The organism is Mariniflexile aquimaris (assembly GCF_042676825.1).
GTDB classification, from domain to species: Bacteria; Bacteroidota; Bacteroidia; order Flavobacteriales; family Flavobacteriaceae; genus Mariniflexile; species Mariniflexile aquimaris.
On sequence record NZ_JBHTIB010000015.1, the window covers coordinates 46,195 to 70,609 of the forward strand.

The following is a 24,415-nucleotide window of genomic DNA, read 5'->3' on the forward strand; positions in this document are numbered from 1 at the left end:
TCTTATTTTAGTTTATTTCCATGTGTTATAAAACCAACAGGCCATTATCTCTAAGAACGGAGATAGGTTTTGAATACCAAAACAATTCAAAGTCTTCAAAATGAGTTTCAAAGTCGGTTTTTAATTCTAAAAAGGACAGTAAGCGGTTGTTTGTTGGCTGTAAATCAACTAATTTGCCTAAAAACCAGGAGCCTTTATCCTTATCTAAAGTAATCGAAAACGAATCTGTGGTATTATGAAATGTTAGCTTTAAGGAATGGTAAGTTTCGCCTTTTTTAGTTTTAGAAAGTTCTTGAATAAAAGGTTTTGTTCCTAACCAAACTATTTTCGCTGTTGCTTTTATATTAAAATGTGTTTCCGTTTCTAAGCAATTATATATAAAGTTAGGTTTTATACTCGTTTTTGGGATTTTAAAATCGAACCATTCTTGTAATGGAAGTTCGAACCCAATGCCGTGCATAAAGTTAAAAAGCGATTTTTTAAGTCCGAAGCTAAATTGATTATGATCAATACCCGTAGAGTCGGTAAATTCGATATCGTTATTCGCAAATGTGATTGTTTTTTTGTTCGGAATAATGTGATATTCAGACGGATTTAATCCAATCGGGCTATGCGTCGTTAAAGCGAACTGATGCCAGAACCCTGATTGTAACACGCCGATTTCGAATAATTGACGCACCATTTCTAAACTATCGATGGTTTCTTGAACGGTTTGCGTAGGGTAACCATACATTAAATAGGAATGCACCATAATGTTGGCTTCGGTAAAATTGCGGGTAACTTGGGCTACTTGTTGCACTGTAACACCTTTATCGATCAGTGCTAATAGCCTATCTGAAGCCACTTCCAAGCCACCAGAAACCGCAATACAACCTGATGCTTTTAGTAATAAACACAAATCTTTGGTAAAGTTTTTTTCAAACCGGATGTTTGTCCACCACGTTACAGTCAGTTGGCGTTTTAATATTTCTAAAGCAAGGGCTTTCATTAGGGCAGGAGGCGCCGCTTCGTCCACAAAATGAAAACCAGTTTCGCCCGTTTGCTCAATAATTTGTTCCATCCTGTCTACCAAAAGTTTGGCAGCAATGGGTTCGTAAAGTTTAATGTAATCTAAAGAAATATCGCAAAAGGTGCATTTTCCCCAGTAGCAACCATGTGCCATAGTAAGTTTATTCCAGCGGCCATCGCTCCAAAGGCTGTGCATAGGGTTGGCGATTTCAATTACGGAAATATACTCAGATAAAAGTAAATCTGAATAATCGGGTGTGCCAATGTCTGCTTGTTTGTAGTCTGCTTTGGTGCTGTTGTTTTTGTAAACGACTGCACCATTTTCTAAAATAAAAGTACGTTTAGCCTCCCCCAACCCCTCCGAAGGAGGGGAGTTAAAAACGTGTGATATTAAAAGCTCGATAGGTAGTTCGCCATCATCCAACGTGATGAAATCGAAAAATTCGAATACTCGAACGTCGGTTACCGAGCGTAATTCGGTGTTTGGGAAACCGCCACCCATGGCCACTTTTATGTTGGGGTAGTTGGTTTTTATGTATTGCGCACAACGAAAGGCACTATATAAATTCCCGGGAAATGGTACTGAAAAACATACCAGTTTGGGTTGAATGTTTTTTAGTTTTTCGTCTAGGATTTTTAAGGTGATATCATCTATAAAAGTGGGCTCGTCTTGTAAATGTGTATAGAGTTCATCAAACGTATTAGCACTTTGCCCCAAACGTTCGGCATAGCGACTGAAGCCAAAATTGGGGTCGATGCATTCAATGATGAAATCGGATAAATCTTCAAGATATAAAGTTGCCAAATGCTTTGCTTTATCTTGCATTCCCATCGAACCGAAAGCCCAGTCTAAATCGTCTAACTGATTAAAACGGGAGGCTCGGGGCAAAAAATTATCGGTGCAAATTTGTCTGGCAAAGGTTGGTTTTTTGCCTTGTAGGAAAGTAATAATATCTTCTAAAGGTTGTAAATAGGCATGTTTTAAAGCATAAATGCGTTGACAATTTTCCGATTGGATGCTGTGGTGTTCCAAAGCAATGTCAAATAGGTCTTGAAAAGTGTCCTTTTTAAAAAGTTCTAAAATGACTTCAATACCCAAATCGGATTGAAATGCGCCGATGTTTTTGGTATTTAAAAAACCTTTTAGGTATGCCGTTGCAGGATACGGTGTGTTTAATTGCGTAAACGGTGGCGTGATGAGTAAAAGGTCTTTCAAAATGTTCAATTAAAATATATAGCAAATATAATTGAAAACTTGTACTTGTTACAAAGTTGCAAAGGTGCAAAGTTTCAAAGTTGAAAAGTTATAGTAAATACTCTTGGAGTTACAGTTTAGGTTGAGATTGGTTTTTTAGTTTTGTTAATTGTTAATTGTTAATTGTTAATTGTTAATTGTTAATTGTTAATTGTTAATTGTTAATTGTTAATTGTTCTCTCGTTGTTTAAAATCTCAGCAACTGCTTGCAAGTATGCTTTTTGATTGCCTGCTTTTTTGATTTTTTTATAGGTTTTTTGAGGATTGGAAAAGGACTGCGAAAAATATTCCCAGAAGCCCAACATTTTCATTTTAATGGGCGTTGGACCGGAAAGTGCAGCATCATATTGTTGGTAAATGGTATCGTGAAACTCTCTAAAAGTGTCCCATCTGTTTGAAGGATATTCGGTAGTATTATTTTTAATCATGCTGGGTAAAAACGGGTCTGCTATGAGTCCGCGACCAATCATGAAATGGTCGATGCTTGGGAAACGGTTTTGCATCTCCTGAAACTTGGCAACCGAGGTGATGTCGCCATTATAATATAGTTTGTGTTTGGTGCTGTCTACACATTTTTGAAAGGCTTCTAAATTTACACCGCCTTTGTACAGTTGCTTGCCAATGCGTGCATGTATGGCGATGTTTTTAAGCGGATAGTTGTCTAAAATAGGAAATACATCTAAAATTTCTTTGGGAGTTTCGTAACCCATGCGCATTTTCATGGACACAATCACATCGGTTTCATTATGAACGCGCTCCAAGATGTGGTTTATTTTTTCGGGGTTGCATATAAGTCCGGAACCCATGCCTTGTTTGGTAACCATGGGGTAGGGACAGCCCAAATTCCAGTTAAGTTCTTTATATCCTAATGCCTGAATATATTTAACCACGAACAAGAATTCGTCAGCATCGTTGGTCATGACTTGCGGAATAACTTCTAATGTGGTATTGTTTTCGGGGTTTAAATCGCGTTGGTACGACGACTTTATAATCATTTTACCATCTAACCGAATGTATGGCGCATAAAACGTGTCGATGCCACCAAAAAAATGATGGAAGGCGTTGCGAAATCTAAAGTCGGTGAAACCCTGCAACGGGGAAGAAAGTAAAGTTACTGCCATTTAAAAATTAAGTTGTGCAAATATAGGTAGAATTGAGAATTATGGATTACGAATGCGGTTTTAATCAATATTTGATAAATGCGCTTAATTTGTCTCTTTTTGATTGCGGTAGTGCCTCATTTTTTATGGCCAATTGTAAGTGCTCTTGGTTTTTATCTTTTGAAAAGAGTAGCTTATAAAATTGTGAGGTAGTTAAACTGCTTTTCGATGGCTCTACAAGTTCTAGACGGTCGCCAGTTTTAACCAATCCTTCTTCTAAAATACGCACATAAGTTCCTGGGAATCCATGGTCAATAAATTGTTTTAAAACCTCCTGTGTACCAAATTTCACTCCGAATTTAAAGCAAGGTTCTCTGGGTTGTGTAATTTGTACCATTGAAGTGCCTATTTTATAAAGATCACCAATGTGAATTTTGGTTTCGTCTAAATCTTTTACGGTTAGGTTTTCTCCAAACATGCCATAATTCCAATCTAAATTCGGGTATAGGTTTTTCCAGTATGGGTAATGGTTTTCTGAAAATAAATAACAAGCTTTAAATTCGCCACCATGGTGTTTTCGGTCGGTGACTTCGTCGTCTTTTACGTTTTCTTTTCCTAAATAAATGGGTTGCTTAGTTGGAGTTTTGTAAATGCCTGTAATGACTTCTTGACCATTAAAATTAATGGCGGTTGGTTTTGCTATGTTTGTGGATACGATTTGCATGGATTAAAAGTAATAAAAAAACCACTTCGTTTTTGAAGTGGTTTTATGGTTTATTTTGAAATAATAACATGAGATTCCTGCTTTTGCAGGAATGACAAGGTTACTTAATCATCTCATAACTGCGTTTAATAAACTTGGTAAGTTCTTCGCCTTTTAATAAACCTTGCGATAAACGTGCTAAATCTAAACTCTGATTAATTAAGCGTTCTTGTTTAGCTTTCGTTTTGGTTTCTAAAATCTCACCAACTAAATTAGAGTTTGTATTTACCACTAAGTTGTACATTTCTGGCATATTACCCATGCCAAACATACCGCCACCGCCAGTGCGTTGCATTTCTTTCATACGGCGCATAAATTCTGGTTGCGTAATAATAAATGGAGAAGCATCACTATCCATGGCTTCTAATTGAACCATGAATTTTTCTGAAGGAATCACTTCTTTTAAAAGTGTTTCTAACGATGTTTTTTGCTCGTCTGTAAGCTTAGAGATTTTGGTGTCTTCTTTCTTAATTAAATTATCAATATGGTCGCCATCTACACGTGCAAAAGTGATGTTCTCTTTCGAGCTTTCTAATTTCTGAATTAAATGCGATACAATAGGAGAATCTAACAACAATACTTCATAACCTTTTGCTTTGGCAGTTTCAATATAGGCATGTTGTGCATCGGTGTCTGAAGCATATAAAATAACTAGTTTGTTATCTTTATCGGTTTGATTCGCTTTTATTTTGTTGAATAATTCTTCATAGGTATAGTATTTACCGTCTACCGTTGGGTATAAAGCAAAATCATCAGCTTTTTCAAAGAATTTTTCTTCAGAAAGCATACCGTATTCAATCACAATTTTAATATCATTCCATTTAGATTCAAAATCTTCACGGTTATTGTTGAATAGCGATTTTAATTTATCGGCAACTTTACGCGTTATATAAGATGAAATCTTTTTAACGGCACCATCAGCTTGTAAATAACTACGCGATACGTTAAGTGGAATGTCTGGAGAATCGATAACACCACGTAGCATGGTTAAGAATTCAGGAACAATACCTTCAACATTATCGGTTACAAATACTTGATTTTGGTATAACTGAATTTTATCTTTTTGTATTTGCATGTCGTTAGACAGTTTTGGGAAATACAAAATACCAGTTAAGTTGAACGGATAATCTACATTTAAATGAATGTTGAATAATGGTTCTTCAAATTGCATTGGGTACAATTCATGATAAAAATCTTTATAGTCTTTATCTTCTAACTCTGTTGGCTGTTTTGTCCATGCAGGATTTGGATTGTTAACGATATTATCAACGGTAATTTTACGATGCGGTTCTTTAGTTTCTTTACCGTCTTTATCTTTAATGGTTGCAGGTTCGTGCTCTGGATCGTTAATTTCTTTAGTTCCAAATTTAATTGGCACCGGCATAAACTTGTTGTACTTTAAAAGTAACCCGCGAATTCTACCTTCATCAAGAAATTCGGTAGAATCTTCAGCAATATGAAGAATAATTTCAGTACCTCTTTCTGTTCTGTCTGAAGGTTCTAAAGTAAATTCTGGAGAGCCATCGCAAGTCCAGTGTGCAGCAGGTGCATCGGTGTGCGATTTGGTAATAATTTCCACTTTTTCAGCAACCATGAATGCTGAATAAAAACCTAGCCCAAAATGACCAATAATACCAGAATCTTTCGCAGAGTCTTTGTATTTATCTAAAAACTCTTCGGCACCAGAAAATGCTACTTGGTTAATGTATTTTTCTACTTCTTCGGCAGTCATACCTAATCCTTGGTCAATCACATGAAGTTTTTTGCCTTCTTTATCTATTTTAACTTCAATCTGCGGATTGCCGTATTCTGATTTCGATTCGCCAATACTTGTAAGATGTTTTAGTTTTAGCGTGGCATCGGTACCATTACTAATTAGCTCACGTAAAAATATTTCGTGGTCGCTATACAAGAATTTTTTAATGAGTGGGAAAATGTTTTCTACTGATACATTAATATTTCCTTTTGTCATAATATAATAGTTTTAATTGTCATTCCTGATCCTGATACCTATCGGGACGGGTGGAATCTGATTAATTTTTAATTTTAAATGATATGATTGCATATAGTCAAAAAAAATACCAAGAGTGAAAAGGTGACAAACTGACATTTAAAAATTAAAAACCCATCAGAAGTGATGGGTTTTTAATTTTTAGTTGAATATGTCTAATTATTTATTTTTTAAATGTTTTTCGAGCCATTGGTCTTGTTCCCAAAGCATGTGTAAAATAGATTCTTTAGCAGCATAACCATGGCTTTCTTTAGGTAGCATTACTAAGCGAACAGGCGCGCCAAGTCCTTTTAAAGCATTAAAATAACGCTCGCTTTGCAGTGGGTAAGTGCCTGAGTTGTTGTCCGCCTCACCATGTATTAAAAGTAATGGCGTTTTCATGGTGTTGGCGTGCATAAATGGCGACATGGTATTATAAATTTCTGGCGCTTCCCAGTAATTTCGTTCCTCACTTTGAAATCCAAAAGGGGTAAGCGTTCTATTATAAGCACCGCTACGAGCAATACCTGCAGCAAATAAGTTGGAATGCGACAGTAAATTGGCTGTCATAAACGCCCCATAAGAATGTCCGCCAACAGCTACTTTATTTCTATCTATAACGCCCATTTTATCAACGGCATCAATAGCTGCTTTGGCGTTCGCCACTAATTGTTTAATAAAGGTATCGTTAGGTTCTTCATTGCCTTCTCCAACTATCGGGAACGATGCATCGTCTAAAACCACATATCCTTTGGTAACCCAAAAAATTGGCGAGCCGTAGCTAGGAAATGTAAACTCGTTAGGGCTAGACGTGTTTTGTCCGGCGCTACTTTTGTCTTTGTATTCTCTTGGATATGCCCACATAATCATTGGGTACTTTTTTCCTTTTTCAAAATTAGTTGGGAGGTATAAAGTGCCTGTTAATTCTAGACCGTCTTCACGATTGTATTTGATAACTTGTTTACTAACATTTTGAATGCTTTTAAACGGATTTTCGAATTGTGTAAGGGGAATTGGAGCGATACGTTTTTTGATGTTTCGCAAATAGTAATTAGGATATTCGCTTTTAGATTCTATTTGAACTATAATTTCACCAGCTTTTATGTTTAAGGCAAAAACAATGTTTTCTAGTTTGTCTGTTAATTTAGAATGATACAAGCGCTTGGTCTCTTTTGTTTCTAAGTTTATTTCATCAACAAACGGGAATTTTCCATTGGCACTAAATCCATCACCAAGTAAAAATGCCTTTTTGTTATTTAAATCTAATACCGATTCGTTAAAATTGTTTTTAGTGGTTACAAAATTTCCTGGGTCGCTGTACACATCTTGATAATTTCTATCGAAAAGAATGCTAGGTGTTTGTGAAGCATCCGACGGATTAAAAACATAGGTTCTCGTGTTACGTGTATTCCACCAATAATCGGTTGCAATAGCGGTGGCATCATTGCCCCAGATGATTCTTCTAAATCGGTCTTTTGTTTTTATAAGGGACGTAACCGGACCGTTAAAAGGTGCTTCTTGTTGAAATACTTCATCTCTAAATGGCACATTGTTTTCTGGGTTGCCTTCATCTAATGCTTCTGCCCAAAAAAGCGTTGCAGGTTTGTCGTTTCGCCAGTTTAAATCTCTTTTTCCTTTACGTTCGGCCATAAATCCTTTAGGCAAATCTTCTATTAGCGGAACTTCTAAAACAGTTTTTACAAAATCACCATTAGATTTGTAAATGGTTGTGGTTGAAGGAAACCTTGAATATGGCACTAAATACGAAAACGGTTTGTTTATGGTAGTAACCATGACATAGTTGCCGTCTGGCGAAAAGCTCGTGTTTAAATACATGTCGCTACTTTTCCAGAGCACAGATGTACCGTTAAGGTCTATTTTATATAAATCTGCTAAGACTAATTGCTCAAAATTAAACTCGTCGTTTTTGTTCTTTAGTAAATCTTGATAGGTTCTGTTTTGAGCTTCAACACCTGATTCACTTGTAGATATGGTAGGGCCAGTTGGTACCGCTTCTTTTGTATTAATAAGTGTTTGCCTTGTGCTTGGTATTGTTTTTACCAACAGTGCTTTGCTGTCTTTAAACCATGTAAATGCGTCATCGGCATTCGCGTTTAAATTTGCTGCACTTATTTTTGAAGCTTTACCTGTTGCAATATCCAGTATCCATAATTCAACACCCTTGCTTACTGTGTTTGTAAAAGCCATGAGTTTTTCATCGGGAGACCAAGTAAAATTTGCTAAACGCACCACAGCAGGCAAACCAGTTACATTTTTAATACTGCCTTTTTTCCCATTCTTAATAGCAATGCCCGTATAATATCTTGTGCGGCTACCAATATTAGTTACCGGATTTATTCTTAAACCACCTAAACGCAATTCTTCTTCAGAAAGTTCTTCAATGGATTTATAATTGCTTCGGTTTAAAAACACAATATTTTCGCCCTTAGTATCCATTCTAATGGAAGGCGCTAATGGTGCTTCAGCCAATTCTAAAATTTCTTTTGATGGTTTTTGATAGGTTAAGTTTTCTTGAGCCGTTAAAGACATTCCAAGAATTAAGAAGCAATAAAGCAGGAGTTTTTTCATTATTGTTAGGTATTTTAAGTTTTTTGTGAAAATAATTAAATCGTTTGAAAGTTTTGTGAAAGGAACGTTAAAAGTGAAGGGTTTTATAAATACTGAAAAGTCTAATAATTGCATGTTTTTATAATTGGATATTCTCTTTTAAATTTTGTACTTTGTGATACTCTTTAAAACATTTATATGTACAACTCAAAAATTATAGGATTAGGAAAGTATCTGCCAGAAAATGTGGTAACTAATGATGATTTATCTAAAATGATGGATACAAGTGATGAATGGATTCAAGAACGCACAGGAATTCAAGAACGCCGTTGGATAAAAGAAGGATCAGATGAAACTTCTGCAACCATGGGGGCAAAAGCGGCTAAAATTGCGATTGAACGTGCGGGATTAACAAAAGACGATATCGATTTTATTGTGTTCGCTACCTTAAGTCCAGATTATTATTTTCCTGGTTGTGGTGTTCAAATTCAAGATTTATTAGACATGAGAACTGTTGGTGCCTTAGATGTTAGAAACCAATGTTCGGGTTTTGTTTATGCCATTTCTGTAGCCGACCAGTTTATAAAAACGGGTATGTATAAAAACATTTTAGTTATTGGGTCTGAGTTTCATAGCAACGGACTAGATAAATCAACCCGAGGTAGGGGCGTCACTGTTATTTTTGGAGATGGGGCAGGAGCTTGTGTACTTTCAAGAGAAGAAGATAATACCAAAGGAATTTTATCAACCCATTTGCATAGTGAAGGTAAATATGCCGATAAATTAATTGTTGCCTCACCAAGTATTAAACATTGGGTGCCAGAAATAATTGAAGCCGGCGAAGAAGATATATCGTATTACCCGTATATGGATGGAACGTTTGTGTTTAAACATGCCGTTGTAAGATTTAGTGAAGTTATTGTTGAAGGTTTACAGAAAAATGGATTGCAAAAGGAAGCTATTGATATGTTAATTCCGCACCAAGCTAACTTGCGTATTGCACAATTTATTCAAAAGAAATTTGGTTTAGCGGATGATAAAGTTTTAAATAACATTACTAAGTACGGTAATACGACTGCGGCTTCTGTAATTATTGCTTTAACCGAAGCTTGGGAAGAAGGTAAAATTAAAGAAGGCGATACCGTGGTACTTGCAGCATTTGGTAGCGGATTTACTTGGGCAAGTGCTATAATTAAATGGGCATAAATTTTTGTTGAAATGTAATAAAACGAAAAACCCGTAACTTTAAGTTTCGGGTTTTTCTAGCTATTAATCAACTTCAACTAACACTTTACTATTGTGAAGAATCTTTATATTAGACGTAATTAATTAAAATATATTGCATTACTTTTGTTATTTAACTCATTTTTAACAGTTTATAAGAAAAGTCTCGAACTTATTAAAGTTCGAGACTTTATTTTTATACGAATCTTTTTTTACGAAGTTTAATGTGCGTAGGTGACTAACTCTAAATAATTATTCTTTCGTTATGACTAGATTGTATATATGTTGGTAACGTATTAATTGAGTTTTTATTGTGGAAAACATAATATATTTTTTAAAATTTAATTTTTTATAAAAAAACAGCCTTGATAAAAATAAAAAACCCAAAATTATTCAATTTTGGGTTTCTTTATTAACAGACTTAGAATAATACTAACCATCAAATATTATGAGGCTGTTAAAATACGTTTTTATAGGAAGCCACCACTACCACTTTTTTCGTTATCATCACGCTGTTTTCTGCTTAAGGCGCGGTATTTATTACCTCCAAATCTATAGTTAAATCCAATGCGCCATTGGTTGCTTTCCCAATTAAACTCGCCAACCGATGGGTATGGTCTGTTTCCATCGAATGCAAACTTCATGGTATTTAATATGTCGTTGTAACTAAAGCTAAAAGTGGCTTGTTCGTTTAAAAAGGTGTATCGTAAACCAGTGTTAACCATGGTCATTGTTTTTCTTTTAAATTGTAAGCCTTCATCTGGACCTCTAAACATGCCAAATAGTGAAAGGCTCAACTTATCAGTCACGGTAAAATTATTGCTCATCCTTAGATTAAAAACAGCATTATCTACTTCGATGTTTTCATTATCAACAACGCCTTTTACGGTTTTAAAAAAATATTCGGCACTGGCGTTAAAGCTCCACCATTTAAGAGGTTTGTAATTACTCGATGCTTCAAATCCGTAAGCAGCATTGTTGTCGAAATTGTCGTAGGTGAGTATAAACCTGTCTCCGTTGGGGTCTTGCGGGTCGTAATATACCGCTCTACTAATTTCATCTTCTATAGTTCTGTAAAAGCCAGCTGCAGTGATGCTTCCTCCTTTAATTTGTTTGGTGTAATTTAATTCGTAAGAATTGGTAAATTGCTGTACTAATTCGGGGTTTCCAACCGAGGTAATTCTAGGAGTACTCCATTCTCTAATCGGGTTTATTTGTTCTAATCCCGGGCGATCTACGCGTCGGCTAAAGCTTGCTTGAATAGTGCCTTTTTCGGAGGTTTTATAGCTTAAAAAGGTGGATGGATAAATGCTGAATTTTTCGTCGGTAAAGGTTGCATCAGCTTGCGTGTCTTGCTCAAAATCTGCATTTACATCATATTGTTCTATTCTCGCGCCTACTTGGTATGACCACTTATTAAGTGTTTTTCCGAAGGTTGCATAAAAGGAGTAAATACTTCTTTCATATACATAATCGGAATTGTATAAAGATGTACTGGTAGTGTTGTAAAAGTTTTTAGATATGTTGTTTCTATACTCTAAACCTAATTCTAATTTAGCATCATTTTTTAAAGGGTTTTCATAGTCTAAATTTAGCACGGTATTTTCTCTATTGTTTTTTACCAAATCTCTATACGATGGTGCCGTGTTAAAATCAAAACTTGCCGTTTCATCGCTATTAAAAACGCTATAATCAGCTTCTAAAAGTATTTTATGACCTTCTTTGTTAAAGTCGTGTGTAAAAGATGCGTTGTAGGTTTCAGTATCATTCCCGTAATCGCTAAAATTATCTTGTCTAAAATCTGGTTCATTTTCAGATAAGAAAATTACGCTGGCAATGTTGTTGCTCTTTCCGTTGTAAATATTTTGATTGGTATATACCGAAAAGGTGTTTTTGTCATTAATGTAATAGTCTATCCCGAATTTGTAAAGATGTGATTTATTAGAATCTTTTCCGTAAAATAATTGTTGTGTGTTATCGTCTAAACGGTTTACAAAACCATAATTTCTTCTTTTACCAATGTTGTTTCCATAATTTCCGTAAAAATTAAACTTACCGTTTCGGTAATTCATATCTGCGGAACTGTTAAAATTGGCGTTTATTTCTTGGGCTAATCCAACATTAAAACTACCATTAAAACCAACATTAGAGTTTTTATGAAGTACAATGTTAATGATGCCACTCATACCTTCAGGATTGTATTTTGCTGATGGATTGGTTATTAATTCGATGCTTTTTATAGAAGTGGAAGGAATTTGTTTTAATAATTGTGCCGCTGGAACATTGGTTGGTTTGCCATCCACTAACACGCGCACATTTTCGTTGCCTCTTAAACTAATGGCGCCACTTTGGCTATCAACACTAACAGAAGGTAAATTATTCATGATTTCTGAAGCGGTAGCCCCAATAGTTGTTAAGTCTTTTCCGATAGTAATTACTTTTCGGTCTACCTTTTGTTGAATGCTAGATGTTTCGGCAACTACGGTAACTTCATCGAGACCTTCGGCTTCTTCTTCTAACAAGATATTTCCTAAGTTTATATTATAATTACTTTTAGAAATTGTCACTTCTTTTCTCAATGTTTTGTAGCCCATAAATTGGATGCTTACAATTAATTTGCCTTCTGCTAATTTTTCAATTTTAAACGAGCCGTCTTCTGCGGTAATTACTCCTGTTAAAACTTCGTCTTTACCATTTTTTATTATGATATTTACATACGGTAAGGGTTGTTTTAAAGCAGCGTCTAATACCTTTCCAGTAATAGTGCCAGATTTGTCGTCGGGAATTTTTGAATTACGTGCATATGATGCGTTTGTTATGGAAAACAGAAATGCACATGCTAAAATTAAATGTTTCATTTGATTGATTGTTTTTTGATTGATTGCTTAGTAGACGACAGAAGTTAGATTCTGTTACTGTTATTTTCAAATTATTAACATGCTTTTAACATTATGAATATGAGAACATTAGTGCTTGGTGTTTCGTTAAACCCGAATAAATATTCAAATCTTGCAGTGCAAAAACTAGTGAATTATAACATTGAAACTGTAGCTTTTGGTTTAAAAAGCGGCGAAGTTGCAGGTGTTGTTGTGAATACAGAATTGTTAGACTTTAACGATATTCATACCGTAACATTGTATTTAAATCCTAAGAATCAGCAAGGTTATTATGACTATATTGTTTCTTTAAAACCTAAGCGTGTTATATTTAATCCTGGGACAGAGAATCCAGAACTCTATAAAATTTTAAAGGAAAACGATATTAAGTTTGAAGCGGCTTGTACTTTGGTGTTACTTTCTACGAATCAATATTAATCCTAAAAAGGTAATCAGTCCGTTTACAACCAATAATTCGTATCCAAATTTATAACCGCCAAAATAGTCCGAAGGTATATTTGCAATAATGTAACATATGGCCACGGATGCTATTGCAACGGCTGGAACTAATTTATCCTTAATTTTAAATTTAGTAAGTATACCAAAAGCGAAAAGGCCTAATAATGGTCCGTATGTATAGCCAGCAACTGTTAAAATACCACTGATTACATTTTGATTAAGTATGTAATAAAAGCAGATGATTACTAAGATCATTAATACACTCATGCCAACATGTACCTTTTTTCTTGTTCCTTTTTGTGTGCTTAATTCGCGTTTTTCTATGTTTAAAAAATCAATACAAAAAGATGTTGTTAGAGCTGTTAAGGCGCTATCGGCGCTACTATAGGCAGCAGCGATTAGTCCAAGCATAAAAAATATAGCTACTGGTAATCCTAAATCGGAATTTAAAGCGATTTCTGGATACAACAAATCGGTTTTTGCAACACCATCTACCATGGGTACTTCAATGCCTTTTGAGCCAGCATAAACAAATAATAAGGCGCCTAAAAGTAAAAATATGAAGTTTACAAAAACTAATACAATACTAAAGGAAACCATGTTTTTTTGAGCGTCTTTTAAGGTTTTACAGGTCAGGTTTTTTTGCATCATATCTTGGTCTAAACCAGTCATACAAATCGCAATAAACATACCGCCTAAAAATTGTTTAACAAAGTGGTTTTTGGCTAAAATATCATCGAAAAAGAAAATTTTGTCGTACTGTTTAATAGCTTCGCTTCCAATAAAATCGCCTAAGCCCCAACCCATTTGTTGGTAAATTAGTACGATGGTAACTACCAATGCAATTAGCATAAGTAAGGTTTGAATTGTATCGGTCCAAACCACTGTTTTTATGCCACCTTTAAAGGTGTATGCTAAAATGAGCGCAACCGAAATAACCACAGTAACTGGAAAAGGGAAATCCCAATGTTTAAAGACAAATTCGTGCAAAACACTAGCAACTAAAAATAGTCGGAAGGCAGAACCCAAAACTCTAGATACGAAAAAGAAAGCGGCACCTGTTTTATGACTAAATATGCCAAAACGGTCGCCTAAATATTCATAAATAGATGTAACATTCAAACGGTAATAAACAGGCATAAGCACAAACGCAATCACCATATACCCTAGTAAGTAGCCAAAAACAACTTGCATGTAGCCAAACATATTACCGCCCACATCACCAGGTACCGAAATAAATGTTACCCCAGAAAGCGACGCACCTATCATCCCAAAAGCGACCAAGAACCAAGGCGACGATTTGTTAGCTTTAAAAAAGGATTCGTTGCTATCTTCTTTGCCTGTGAGGTAAGAAATGAATATTAAAACTCCAAAATAGATTATGATGAGTAGTAAAACGTGTATTGGTTGCATAATTTTTTTAAATCGAGCCGAAATATACAAATAAAGATTTCAAAATTTACATTGGCCTAAAAACAAACAATTATTGTAAATTCGCGGCAATGGAATTCTCATCAAAATTATTAGAGCGCGCAGTAAACGAAATGTCTCAGTTACCAGGAATTGGTAAGCGAACCGCTTTGCGCTTGGTATTACATATGTTAAAGCAACCAAAGGAACAAACAACTGCATTGGCAGAAGCATTGCAAACCATGAGAAACGATGTGAAATTTTGTAAATCGTGTCACAATATTAGCGATGTTGAGGTATGTGAAATTTGTGCAAACCCCAATAGAGATCATACGCTAGTTTGTGTTGTGGAAGATATCAGGGATGTCATGGCTATAGAAAATACCAGCTCTTTTAAAGGGTTGTATCATGTTTTAGGCGGAAAAATCTCGCCAATGGATGGTATTGGTCCCCACGATTTAAATATTAATTCTTTGGTAAATAAAGTAAAAGAAGGAAAAATAAAAGAACTCATTTTTGCATTAAGTTCAACAATGGAAGGCGATACTACTAATTTTTATATTTTTAAACAAATTCAGGAATTTAATGTTTTTACATCTACAATTGCCAGAGGAATATCGGTTGGTGATGAATTAGAATATGCCGATGAAATCACCTTAGGAAGAAGTATTGTTAATCGTGTACCGTTTGAATCTTCGTTAAAATTATAGTTTGAAGTTATCTATTGTCATATTAAACTATAATGTTCGTTATTTTTTAGAACTATGTATTAGAAGCGTTCAAGCTGCTATTACCAATATAGAGGCAGAAATTATTGTCGTTGATAATAATTCTGAAGATGGAAGTTGCCAAATGGTAAAATCGTTGTTCCCAGATGTAATTTTAATTGAAAATAAAGAGAATTATGGGTTTTCAAAGGGGAATAACATAGGAGTTAATAGAGCAAAAGGTGAATTTTTATGTATTTTAAATCCAGATACTGTTGTTGCAGAAGACACTTTTGCCACTATTTTAAATTTCGCGTCATCTAAAGATAATTTAGGGATTGTAGGCTGTAAACTTATAAATGGTATGGGCACTTTTCTACCAGAAAGTAAGCGGAACATTCCTTATGTAAAGGCAGCATTTCAAAAATTATACGGAAATTCGAAAGCGTATTATGCTAATCATATTAAAGAAAATGAATCTGGAGAAGTTGATGTTTTAGTCGGTGCCTTTATGCTGATAAAACGAGCGGTTTTTAATAAAGTTGGAGGTTTCGACGAAGATTATTTTATGTATGGTGAAGATATCGATTTGTCGTATAAAATGTTAAAATCGGGATATAAAAATTACTATTTTGGATCGACTACTGTGATACATTACAAAGGTGAAAGCACTTTAAGAAACAAGCATTATGCACGTCGTTTTTATGGTGCTATGCAAATCTTTTACAGAAAGCATTTCAAAAAAAATGTGTTGTTTGATATGTTTGTTTGGTTAGGAATCCGATTGGTTTATTTATTTAGAAAATCACCGGTAAATAAAGAGAAAATAGTAAGCGAATATGTTTTTGTTTCAGATAAGATGAATACGGATTTGCAATCAGTTTTATCGAAAAAAATAATTGTTCAATCTCAATTAACTACTGTTAAAAATTACACCGAAGTTGTTTTCGATGCAAATACATTATCATTTAAAGACATTATACAAATGATGTCAGATAGTCCGAAAGCCTTAGGTGTTACCTACAAAATATTACCAAAAAACGCACGATTTATCATAGGAAGCGATAATGCTATTACTCGAGGAGAGGTTGTGTTATTTAAATAGTTTTAATGTAAATAATTTAAAGAAATCAATGTTTTTTAAGTAATTTTGCAAGCACAAATTAAAAAACAAGAATTACGTTATTGATATGGCAAAAATTGAACTTAAGTTACCAAAAATGGGAGAAAGTGTTGCAGAAGCAACAATTACATCTTGGTTAAAGGAAGTTGGCGATACCATCGAACTTGATGAAGCTGTACTCGAAATTGCTACAGATAAAGTGGATAGCGAAGTGCCAAGTGATGTGGATGGTATATTAGTAGAGAAGTTTTTTAATGTAAATGATGTTGTTCAGGTAGGTCAGGTATTAGCGATAATTGAAACAGAAGGAGATGACCAAAATACAGATACAGAATCAGAAGTAGAGGTTTCGACATTGCCAGAAATTGAACAAGAAAATGTGGTTGAATATGTTAATCAGACCATTGCCGTTGCACAAGATGCCGTGAAACCGATAGCATCGAGCGAAGATCGCTTTTATTCACCACTGGTTAAAAATATAGCAAAAGAAGAAGGAATCTCTCAGCAAGAATTAGATTCTATAGTTGGTACAGGAATGGATAATCGCGTAACAAAAAGCGATATATTAACTTTTATTGAGAATAGAAGTGGTAAAACCCAACCAGTGGCACCTAAAATGGAGGCGCCAAAGGTAGAACCGGAGTTTACAAAACCAATTAAAAACGAAATTCCAAAACCAGCACCTTCACCTGTGGTAATTAGTGGCGAAGACGAAATTATAGAAATGACCAGAATGGGCAAACTCATTGCGCATCACATGGTGGAATCGGTTCAGACTTCAGCCCACGTACAGAGTTTTATTGAAGCCGATGTAACTAAAATCTGGAATTGGAGAAATAAAGTTAAAGATGTATTTCTAAAACGTGAAGGCGAAAATTTAACTTTTACACCCATTTTTATGGAAGCCGTGGCAAAAGCACTTCGCGATTACCCGATGATGAATATTTCGGTACAAGGTGATACTATAGTTAAGAAGAAACATATCAATTTAGGGATGGCAGCGTCGTTAGCTGATGGTAATTTAATTGTTCCTGTTATAAAAAATGCAGATCAACTTAATTTGGTTGGTATGACGAAGCAGGTGAACGATTTGGCTAATAGAGCGCGTAACAATCAATTAAAGCCAGACGATATTCAAGGAGGAACTTATACGGTAACCAATGTAGGAACTTTTGGTAGCATCATGGGAACACCTATCATCAATCAACCTCAAGTGGGTATATTAGCCTTGGGAGCTATTCGTAAAGTGCCAGCAGTTATCGAAACCAATGAAGGCGATTTTATAGGCATTCGATATAAAATGTTTTTGTCGCATTCATACGATCATCGCGTGGTAAACGGAGCGTTAGGAGGGCAATTTGTAAAAGCTGTAAAAGATTATTTGGAGGCTTGGGATAGTAATAGAGAAATATAATTCCTGCGTAGGCAGGAATCTCAAGAAATAAATGTTAAAAGATAAATCCAACCTTTGAAACTGTTGGATTTTCTTATTTTTGCAAATATAAGTTTGTAGTTAAACAACACAACAGAAAATGAATTTAAACCTAACAAAACCCATCTGTTTTTTCGACTTAGAAACTACAGGTGTCAACATAACCACCGATCGTATTGTAGAAATTGCCATCTTAAAAGTACACCCAAACGGCAAAGAAGAAAGCAAAACCTGGTTGGTAAATCCAGAAATGGTAATCCCAAAAGAAGTGATTGCCATACATGGTATTTCAAACGAAGATGTTGCCGATAAGCCAACCTTTAAAGAAGTTGCGAAGGATATCTATAACATGATAAAAGATTCAGATTTGGGCGGATTTAACTCCAATAGGTTTGATATTCCGTTGTTGGCTGAAGAATTATTACGTGCCGAAGTAGATTTTGATATGAAAAATCGCGTGGCAGTCGATGTGCAAACTATTTTTCATAAAATGGAACAACGTACCTTAAGTGCAGCGTATAAATTTTATTGCAATGAAGAATTAGAAGGCGCGCATGGGGCGGAAGCAGACACCAGAGCAACCTTTGAAGTGTTAAAAGCTCAAATTGCAAAATATGATGAAATAGAAAATGATACCAAGTTTTTAGCCGAATTTAGTTCAAGAAAACAATTTGCCGATTTTGCAGGCTTTATAGTGTATAATAAAAAAGGAGAAGAATGTTTTTCTTTCGGAAAACATAAAGGAAAATTAGTAACTGAGGTTTTAGAAACCGAACCCGGTTATTTTGGCTGGTTGTTAAATGCCGATTTTCCATTATATACCAAAAAAGTATTAACGGCCATTAAACTAAGAAGTTTTAATAATAAATTAGGATAGTAAGTAAAGTCGTTTGTCGAGGAGTCGTTTGTTTGGTAACAACTCAGCAACCTACAACCGAAATCAAAATTATAAATTTGTAGAATAAGAAAATAATTGTGGGTTGAATACCGACTATCGCAAACTAGCCCGCGTTAGGGATTGCAGTGAAAAGCCCACAGCCCGACGCAGGAGGTGCGAGGACTTGTAACGTAAAGCCCGACCTTTTGCGATCCTGCAAGGTTTTGAAAACCTTGTAGGTATGAGTAAAAGGTAACGCCCAATTAAAATTTATAGAATGAAAATTATTTGCATAGGTAGAAATTACACCGAACATATTAAAGAGTTAGAAAACGAAAAACCAACAGATCCAGTGGTGTTTTTAAAACCAGACACGTCTATACTTTTAAAAAAGCAACCGTTTTTTATTCCAGATTTTTCAAACGATGTGCATTACGAAGTCGAAATTTTAGTTAAAATCAATAGGATAGGTAAGTATATCGATAAGAAATTTGCACATAAATATTACGATGAGATTGGTTTAGGAATTGATTTCACAGCACGCGATGTTCAAAACGAATTAAAAAGCAAAGGATTACCATGGGAAAAAGCAAAATCATTCGATGGTTCTGCGGTTGTAGGTAAATGGCTTCCTGTTTCCGAGATTAAAGATGTAAACGCTATTGAATTTTCGTTAAAAAAAAATGATAATATTGTACAATTAGGAAATACAAGCCACATGCTTTGGAAAATTGATGAATTAATAGAATATGTATCGAAATATTTTACTTTAAAGATTGGAGATATTATATTTACAGGAACACCCGCTGGAGTTGGTAAAGTAATTGCAAATGATAAACTTAAAGGATTTATAGCAGACAAAGAACTATTTTCAATAACAGTAAAATAATGGAACAACATTACAAATTATTTAGAGTGCGTGAGTTGGCAGATAACGATGAAGATTTTATCGCCACTTTGGCCGAAGCTTTTTTAGAGGAAGTGCCAGAAGATGCCGAAAGACTTAAAAAAGCCGTTGCAGAAAAAGATTATCACACGGCATATCAGGCGGCACATAAAATGAAGCCTACAGTCGATTTGTTCGAATTAGGGGTGCTCGATATCTTAATCGAAGTACAGGATTGGGGGAAATTCGAAAAACGAGATTTAGACATTTCGTCTCAATTAGATATTGTAATAACTGCGGTTGATAACGCCGTAGCAGAAATAAAATCAGATTTTAATTTGTAATGCAAGCAGAAATAATCACCATAGGAGACGAACTACTTATAGGACAGGTGATTGATACCAATTCTGCATTTATAGCAAAACAACTTAATAAGATAGGTGTATCTGTATATCAAATGACATCCATTCAGGATGATAAAGAGCATATTTTAAAAGCGTTAAAAGAAGCCGAAGCTCATGCCGATATAATTATTTTAACAGGTGGTTTAGGTCCTACGAAAGACGATATTACAAAAAAAACGATTGCCGAATATTTTAACGATACTCTTGTAAAAGACGATTCTGTATTAAAGAATATCGAGGAACTTTGGAAACATTACACAGGCGGTTTGCTGTTACAAGTTAACAGAGATCAGGCTTTGGTGCCTTCAAAATCTAAGGTGTTAATGAATAAGCTGGGTACCGCTCCTGGTATGTGGATGGAAAAAGATAATAAAGTAATTATATCGCTTCCAGGTGTTCCGTATGAAATGAATGGCTTAATTGAAAACGAAGTTATCCCAAAACTCAAAGAAAAATTCAATTGTCCCTACATATTACATAAAACCTTGTTGGTTTATGGCATTGGCGAAAGTGCCTTGGCCGAAAGGATAGAAGTTTGGGAAGATACCTTACCAAGTCATATTAAATTAGCTTATTTGCCTAGTTTAGGCAAAATGCGCTTACGTTTATCAGCCAAAGGCTATGATGTCGATTTTATCAATAATTCTGTGCAAGAAGAAATAGATAAAGTAATCCCATTAATAAAAAACGAATTTGCTGGCTATGAAGAAGACGATGGTTCTGTAGAAGTCGTTATCGCAAATCAACTCACAGCATTAGGTAAAACTTTGGCAATTGCCGAAAGTTGCACTGGAGGCATGGTAGCCGAACAATTTACAACCCATTCAGGAGCATCAGCCTATTTTAAAGGAGGTGTTGTAACCTATTCCACAGAGTCCAAAATCAATGTTTTAGGCGTTTCAAAAACAGATATCGAAGCATTTTCTGTAGTAAGTTCTCAAGTTGCCGAGTCTATGGCGCAAAATGTCATGAGAATTTTTCAATCAGATTATGCCATCGCAACCACAGGAAATGCAGGTCCAACAAAAGGCGATTCAGATGCCGATGTGGGCACTGTTTATATAGCAATAGCTACAAAAGACGGGGTGTTTTCAGAAAAATTTATGTTAGGAAATCATCGAATTAAAGTCATTCATAAGGCCGTAAATAAAGCTTTAGAGATGCTTCTAAAAGAAATTTTTAAAAATTGATAATATTTAAGTTGTCATAATATAAAGAATTTGTATATTTGCACCTCGATTTTAAGCAACAAAGAATTTTAAAGTTATAAATAATGTCAAGAGTTTGTGAACTTACAGGTAAGAAGGCAATGGTTGGGAACAACGTGTCTCACGCAATGAATAAAACTAAACGCAAGTTTAATGCGAATTTAGTAAAGAAACGTTTTTACATTCCAGAAGAAGACAGCTGGATAACTTTAAAAGTTTCTACATCTGCTTTAAAAACTATCAACAAAATAGGTATTACTGCAGCAATTAAGGATGCAAAATCTAAAGGATTTTTAAAATAATAGCTGTATTTAATAAGTAAATAAAATGGCAAAGAAAGGCAATAGAATACAAGTAATATTAGAATGTACAGAGCACAAAGAATCTGGACTTCCAGGAACTTCTAGATACATTACTAAAAAGAATAAAAAGAATACGCCAGATAGAATGGAAATTAAAAAATTCAACCCTATCCTTAAGCGTATGACAGTTCATAAAGAGATAAAATAATAAGTCATGGCAAAGAAAACAGTAGCATCGTTACAAACATCTTCAAAAAGATTAACTAAAGCGATTAAAATGGTAAAATCACCTAAAACAGGTGCATACATGTTTGTTGAATCAATCATGTCTCCAGAATTTGCAGACGACTTTTTCAACAAAAAGTAAAAAAAAGCTTTTTAAAATATACAAAGCTGCTTTCTTTATGGGAAGCAGCTTTTTTATGTTTATATTTGACTTGAAAAGAAGCTTCTCAAAATTTTATTTTGAGGAATCCTTTAAAATTGTCATTCCCGTGTATACGGTAATCCTCTGCCATAATAGCATAAAAAATTATTGGTAAGACTTTTGACATAGGTATTTGGGCGTTACCCTGTGGGGTCGGGCTTTCGGCAGTCGCTCTCTGCGAGGAGCTCCAACAATTGCCTCAATCCCTAACGCAAAGTATAAGGCATCAACAAATAAACAATTCAACGAATAAACTATAGTAATGAGTTTTTTTAAAAAAATATTTTCTTCAGAAAAAAAGGAAACCCTCGATAAAGGCTTAGAAAAGACTAAAGCAACCTTTTTCGGTAAGCTGAGTAAAGCAGTTGCTGGTAAATCGAAGGTAGATGATGAGGTTCTAGATAATCTAGAAGAAATTTTAGTGTCCAGTGATGTAGGTGTAAATACTACCTTAAAAATCATAGAACGCATAGAAGCACGAGTTTCTAAAGATAAATATTTAGGCACCGACGAACTTAATGTCATTCTTCGCGAAGAAATAGCTGGCTTACTAAGCGAAACCAATACAGGTAACGAATCAGAATTCACTATTTCGCAAGACAAAAAACCGTATGTAATAATGGTTGTTGGTGTAAATGGGGTTGGTAAAACAACTACTATTGGAAAGTTAGCCTTCCAGTTTAAAAAACAAGGATTAAACGTGGTTTTAGGAGCAGCCGATACCTTTAGAGCAGCTGCGATAGACCAATTACAAGTTTGGGCAGATAGAGTAGGTGTGCCGCTTGTTAAACAATCTATGGGTAGCGACCCTGCTTCTGTGGCGTTCGATACCTTAAAAAGTGCCGTAACTCAGAATGCCGATGTGGTTATTATCGATACTGCAGGTCGTTTGCACAACAAAGTAAACTTAATGAATGAGTTAACCAAAGTTAAACGCGTAATGCAAAAAGTAGTAGACAATACACCAAACGATGTATTACTGGTATTAGATGGCTCAACAGGTCAAAACGCATTCGAGCAAGCAAAACAATTTACAGCCGCTACCGAAGTGACATCATTAGCAGTAACAAAATTAGATGGTACTGCCAAAGGCGGCGTGGTTATTGGTATTTCAGACCAGTTTAAAATACCAGTAAAATATATTGGTGTTGGCGAAGGTATCGAAGATTTACAAGTTTTTAATAAGTTCGAGTTTGTAGATTCGTTTTTTAAGTAAAAGTTAGGTATACCTCAAAAGGAGGGATTCTTACTTTATTTAATCAATGCGTTTAACTTTTCCCAAAGACTGTTATCAAAAATAGTAGGGCCTAATTCATCTTCATCGCCGCTATCTCCCATTCTAACAATTACTAATTTTTTGCTAGGAATAATATATAGTTTTTGGTCGAAAGCCCCTAAACCTGCTATTAAATCGTCTGGAGCATTAGGTATCAATTTACCCGAATATAAAGTTTCAGAACCCGGAATTTTGTAATTACTCTTTCCGTTTAACCAGTACAAATAACCGTAAGATTTGTTTAAATCTTGCGAAGTCGTGGTCATGGCATTAAAATAGTTTTTATCAGCAAGTATTGTGGTTTTATCCCAAACACCTTCATTTAAATTTAAAAGTCCAAAACGTGCCATACTTCTTGCATTACTAAAATAGAGATTCAGATAACCCGTTTTAATCCAACTTCCTGTCATGCCAATTTTGTCGCGTATTTTGTTGTTGAAATAAAGTTTAAAATCGTGATTTACAGCGCCCGTAATGATGTTGTCAAGTAAGGTGTATGCCGCTTGATGGTAGTACCAATAGCTGCTTGGTTCATTTTTATAGGTTAAACATTCTTTATCCGTACAAAAATTTACGGGTACCGTATAATCTAATCCGGTTGTCATTGTTAAATGGTTCCAAACCGTAATTTTAGATTCTTGTTCTGGCGTTAACGAAGACCAACCCGTACCCATATAATTAGAAGACGGGTTATTTATAGATAAAAATCCTTCTTCTTGGGCAATACCAACCGTAAACGCCGTTAAAGTTTTAGCTGCAGAATTCCAAGAATGAATTTTTGTTTCATTAAAAGTGCCAAAATATTTTTCAACTACAATTTTTCCGTTGTGTAAAATAATAAAAGCATCTGTAGAATTGGCTTCTAAAAAATCGTAAAGCGGTTGCTCTGCACTGCTGTTCCAACCTAATTCTGAAATCGATTTAGTTTCCCAGATATCGGAATTTATCGGAGGAAAGTAAAGTGTTTCTTCATTATTAGAATCGTCTTTCGAGCAATTTAAAAACGACATTACAAAAATTAATGACAATAAGTATATTCGTTTCATAAGATAGGTTTTATAAATTAGGACTTTCAAATATATAAAAGGTTTAGTAAATAGTCTTAAAAAGTTGAGGATTA

The 24,415-nt window shown here is 34.9% G+C and carries 21 protein-coding genes; 13 read left to right on the plus strand and 8 right to left on the minus strand.

Annotated features, from left to right (window positions below; all coding sequences use genetic code 11):
• Nucleotides 1-25 precede the first annotated feature (25 nt).
• The 5 genes from ACFQ0I_RS14225 to ACFQ0I_RS14245 form a co-directional block, all read right to left on the minus strand.
• Nucleotides 26-2,224, minus strand: coding sequence for a B12-binding domain-containing radical SAM protein (locus tag ACFQ0I_RS14225; RefSeq protein WP_379943369.1), 2,199 nt, complete (start codon nt 2,222-2,224; stop codon nt 26-28).
• 200 nt (nt 2,225-2,424) lie between these two features.
• Nucleotides 2,425-3,384: a tRNA dihydrouridine synthase gene (locus tag ACFQ0I_RS14230; protein WP_379943371.1), complete on the minus strand. Its 960-nt coding sequence runs from the start codon at nt 3,382-3,384 to the stop codon at nt 2,425-2,427.
• A gap of 64 nt (nt 3,385-3,448) precedes the next feature.
• The gene (locus ACFQ0I_RS14235; protein ID WP_379943373.1) at nt 3,449-4,087 is read right to left on the minus strand and encodes an MOSC domain-containing protein; all 639 of its coding nucleotides are present in this window, start codon (nt 4,085-4,087) and stop codon (nt 3,449-3,451) included.
• Between the two features lie 100 nt (nt 4,088-4,187).
• The gene (gene htpG / locus ACFQ0I_RS14240; RefSeq protein ID WP_379943375.1) at nt 4,188-6,098 is read right to left on the minus strand and encodes a molecular chaperone HtpG; all 1,911 of its coding nucleotides are present in this window, start codon (nt 6,096-6,098) and stop codon (nt 4,188-4,190) included.
• Nucleotides 6,099-6,296: 198 nt separating this feature from the next.
• Nucleotides 6,297-8,705, minus strand: coding sequence for an alpha/beta hydrolase family protein (locus ACFQ0I_RS14245; RefSeq protein ID WP_379943377.1), 2,409 nt, complete (start codon nt 8,703-8,705; stop codon nt 6,297-6,299).
• A gap of 177 nt (nt 8,706-8,882) precedes the next feature.
• Here ACFQ0I_RS14245 and ACFQ0I_RS14250 point away from each other — a divergent pair, with 177 nt between their 5' ends.
• Nucleotides 8,883-9,890, plus strand: coding sequence for a 3-oxoacyl-ACP synthase III family protein (locus ACFQ0I_RS14250; RefSeq protein ID WP_379943379.1), 1,008 nt, complete (start codon nt 8,883-8,885; stop codon nt 9,888-9,890).
• Between the two features lie 488 nt (nt 9,891-10,378).
• Here ACFQ0I_RS14250 and ACFQ0I_RS14255 read toward each other — a convergent pair whose 3' ends face one another.
• Nucleotides 10,379-12,766, minus strand: a complete 2,388-nt coding sequence (locus ACFQ0I_RS14255; protein WP_379943381.1) for a TonB-dependent receptor domain-containing protein — start codon at nt 12,764-12,766, stop codon at nt 10,379-10,381.
• A 93-nt stretch (nt 12,767-12,859) separates the two neighbouring features.
• On the opposite strand from ACFQ0I_RS14255, the gene ACFQ0I_RS14260 reads away from it, so the two are divergent.
• Nucleotides 12,860-13,222 (plus strand): CoA-binding protein, encoded by a 363-nt coding sequence (locus ACFQ0I_RS14260; protein ID WP_379943383.1) that lies wholly within the window; start codon nt 12,860-12,862, stop codon nt 13,220-13,222.
• Here ACFQ0I_RS14260 and ACFQ0I_RS14265 read toward each other — a convergent pair.
• Complete coding sequence (locus tag ACFQ0I_RS14265; protein ID WP_379943385.1) at nt 13,199-14,656, minus strand: sodium:solute symporter; 1,458 nt, start codon at nt 14,654-14,656, stop codon at nt 13,199-13,201. The genes ACFQ0I_RS14260 and ACFQ0I_RS14265 overlap by 24 nt on opposite strands.
• An 89-nt stretch (nt 14,657-14,745) precedes the next feature.
• Here ACFQ0I_RS14265 and recR point away from each other — a divergent pair, with 89 nt between their 5' ends.
• The 11 genes from recR (at nt 14,746) to ftsY (ending at nt 23,235) form a co-directional block, all read left to right on the plus strand.
• Complete coding sequence (recR, locus tag ACFQ0I_RS14270) at nt 14,746-15,363, plus strand: recombination mediator RecR (RefSeq protein WP_379943387.1); 618 nt, start codon at nt 14,746-14,748, stop codon at nt 15,361-15,363.
• Between the two features lies 1 nt (nt 15,364).
• Nucleotides 15,365-16,465, plus strand: a complete 1,101-nt coding sequence (locus ACFQ0I_RS14275; RefSeq protein ID WP_379943389.1) for a glycosyltransferase family 2 protein — start codon at nt 15,365-15,367, stop codon at nt 16,463-16,465.
• 85 nt (nt 16,466-16,550) lie between these two features.
• Nucleotides 16,551-17,897: a dihydrolipoamide acetyltransferase family protein gene (locus tag ACFQ0I_RS14280; RefSeq protein WP_379943391.1), complete on the plus strand. Its 1,347-nt coding sequence runs from the start codon at nt 16,551-16,553 to the stop codon at nt 17,895-17,897.
• A gap of 118 nt (nt 17,898-18,015) precedes the next feature.
• Nucleotides 18,016-18,792: an exonuclease domain-containing protein gene (locus ACFQ0I_RS14285; protein WP_379943392.1), complete on the plus strand. Its 777-nt coding sequence runs from the start codon at nt 18,016-18,018 to the stop codon at nt 18,790-18,792.
• 277 nt (nt 18,793-19,069) lie between these two features.
• Complete coding sequence (locus ACFQ0I_RS14290; RefSeq protein ID WP_379943394.1) at nt 19,070-19,681, plus strand: fumarylacetoacetate hydrolase family protein; 612 nt, start codon at nt 19,070-19,072, stop codon at nt 19,679-19,681.
• Nucleotides 19,681-20,022 (plus strand): Hpt domain-containing protein, encoded by a 342-nt coding sequence (locus ACFQ0I_RS14295; RefSeq protein ID WP_379943396.1) that lies wholly within the window; start codon nt 19,681-19,683, stop codon nt 20,020-20,022. The genes ACFQ0I_RS14290 and ACFQ0I_RS14295 overlap by 1 nt, the downstream gene beginning before the upstream one ends.
• The gene (locus ACFQ0I_RS14300) at nt 20,022-21,272 is read left to right on the plus strand and encodes a competence/damage-inducible protein A (protein ID WP_379943398.1); all 1,251 of its coding nucleotides are present in this window, start codon (nt 20,022-20,024) and stop codon (nt 21,270-21,272) included. The genes ACFQ0I_RS14295 and ACFQ0I_RS14300 overlap by 1 nt, the downstream gene beginning before the upstream one ends.
• 83 nt (nt 21,273-21,355) lie before the next feature.
• Nucleotides 21,356-21,592 carry a 50S ribosomal protein L28 gene (gene rpmB / locus ACFQ0I_RS14305; protein WP_111309066.1) on the plus strand — a complete coding sequence of 79 codons (237 nt, stop codon included), beginning with the start codon at nt 21,356-21,358 and terminating at the stop codon, nt 21,590-21,592.
• A gap of 25 nt (nt 21,593-21,617) precedes the next feature.
• Entirely contained in the window at nt 21,618-21,800 is a 183-nt protein-coding gene (gene rpmG, locus ACFQ0I_RS14310; protein ID WP_379943400.1) for a 50S ribosomal protein L33, read from the plus strand.
• A gap of 6 nt (nt 21,801-21,806) precedes the next feature.
• Complete coding sequence (locus ACFQ0I_RS14315) at nt 21,807-21,959, plus strand: DUF4295 domain-containing protein (RefSeq protein WP_117176235.1); 153 nt, start codon at nt 21,807-21,809, stop codon at nt 21,957-21,959.
• A 322-nt stretch (nt 21,960-22,281) separates the two neighbouring features.
• The gene (ftsY, locus tag ACFQ0I_RS14320; protein WP_379943402.1) at nt 22,282-23,235 is read left to right on the plus strand and encodes a signal recognition particle-docking protein FtsY; all 954 of its coding nucleotides are present in this window, start codon (nt 22,282-22,284) and stop codon (nt 23,233-23,235) included.
• 35 nt (nt 23,236-23,270) lie between these two features.
• Here ftsY and ACFQ0I_RS14325 read toward each other — a convergent pair whose 3' ends face one another.
• Complete coding sequence (locus tag ACFQ0I_RS14325) at nt 23,271-24,341, minus strand: serine hydrolase domain-containing protein (RefSeq protein ID WP_379943404.1); 1,071 nt, start codon at nt 24,339-24,341, stop codon at nt 23,271-23,273.
• Nucleotides 24,342-24,415 lie beyond the last annotated feature (74 nt).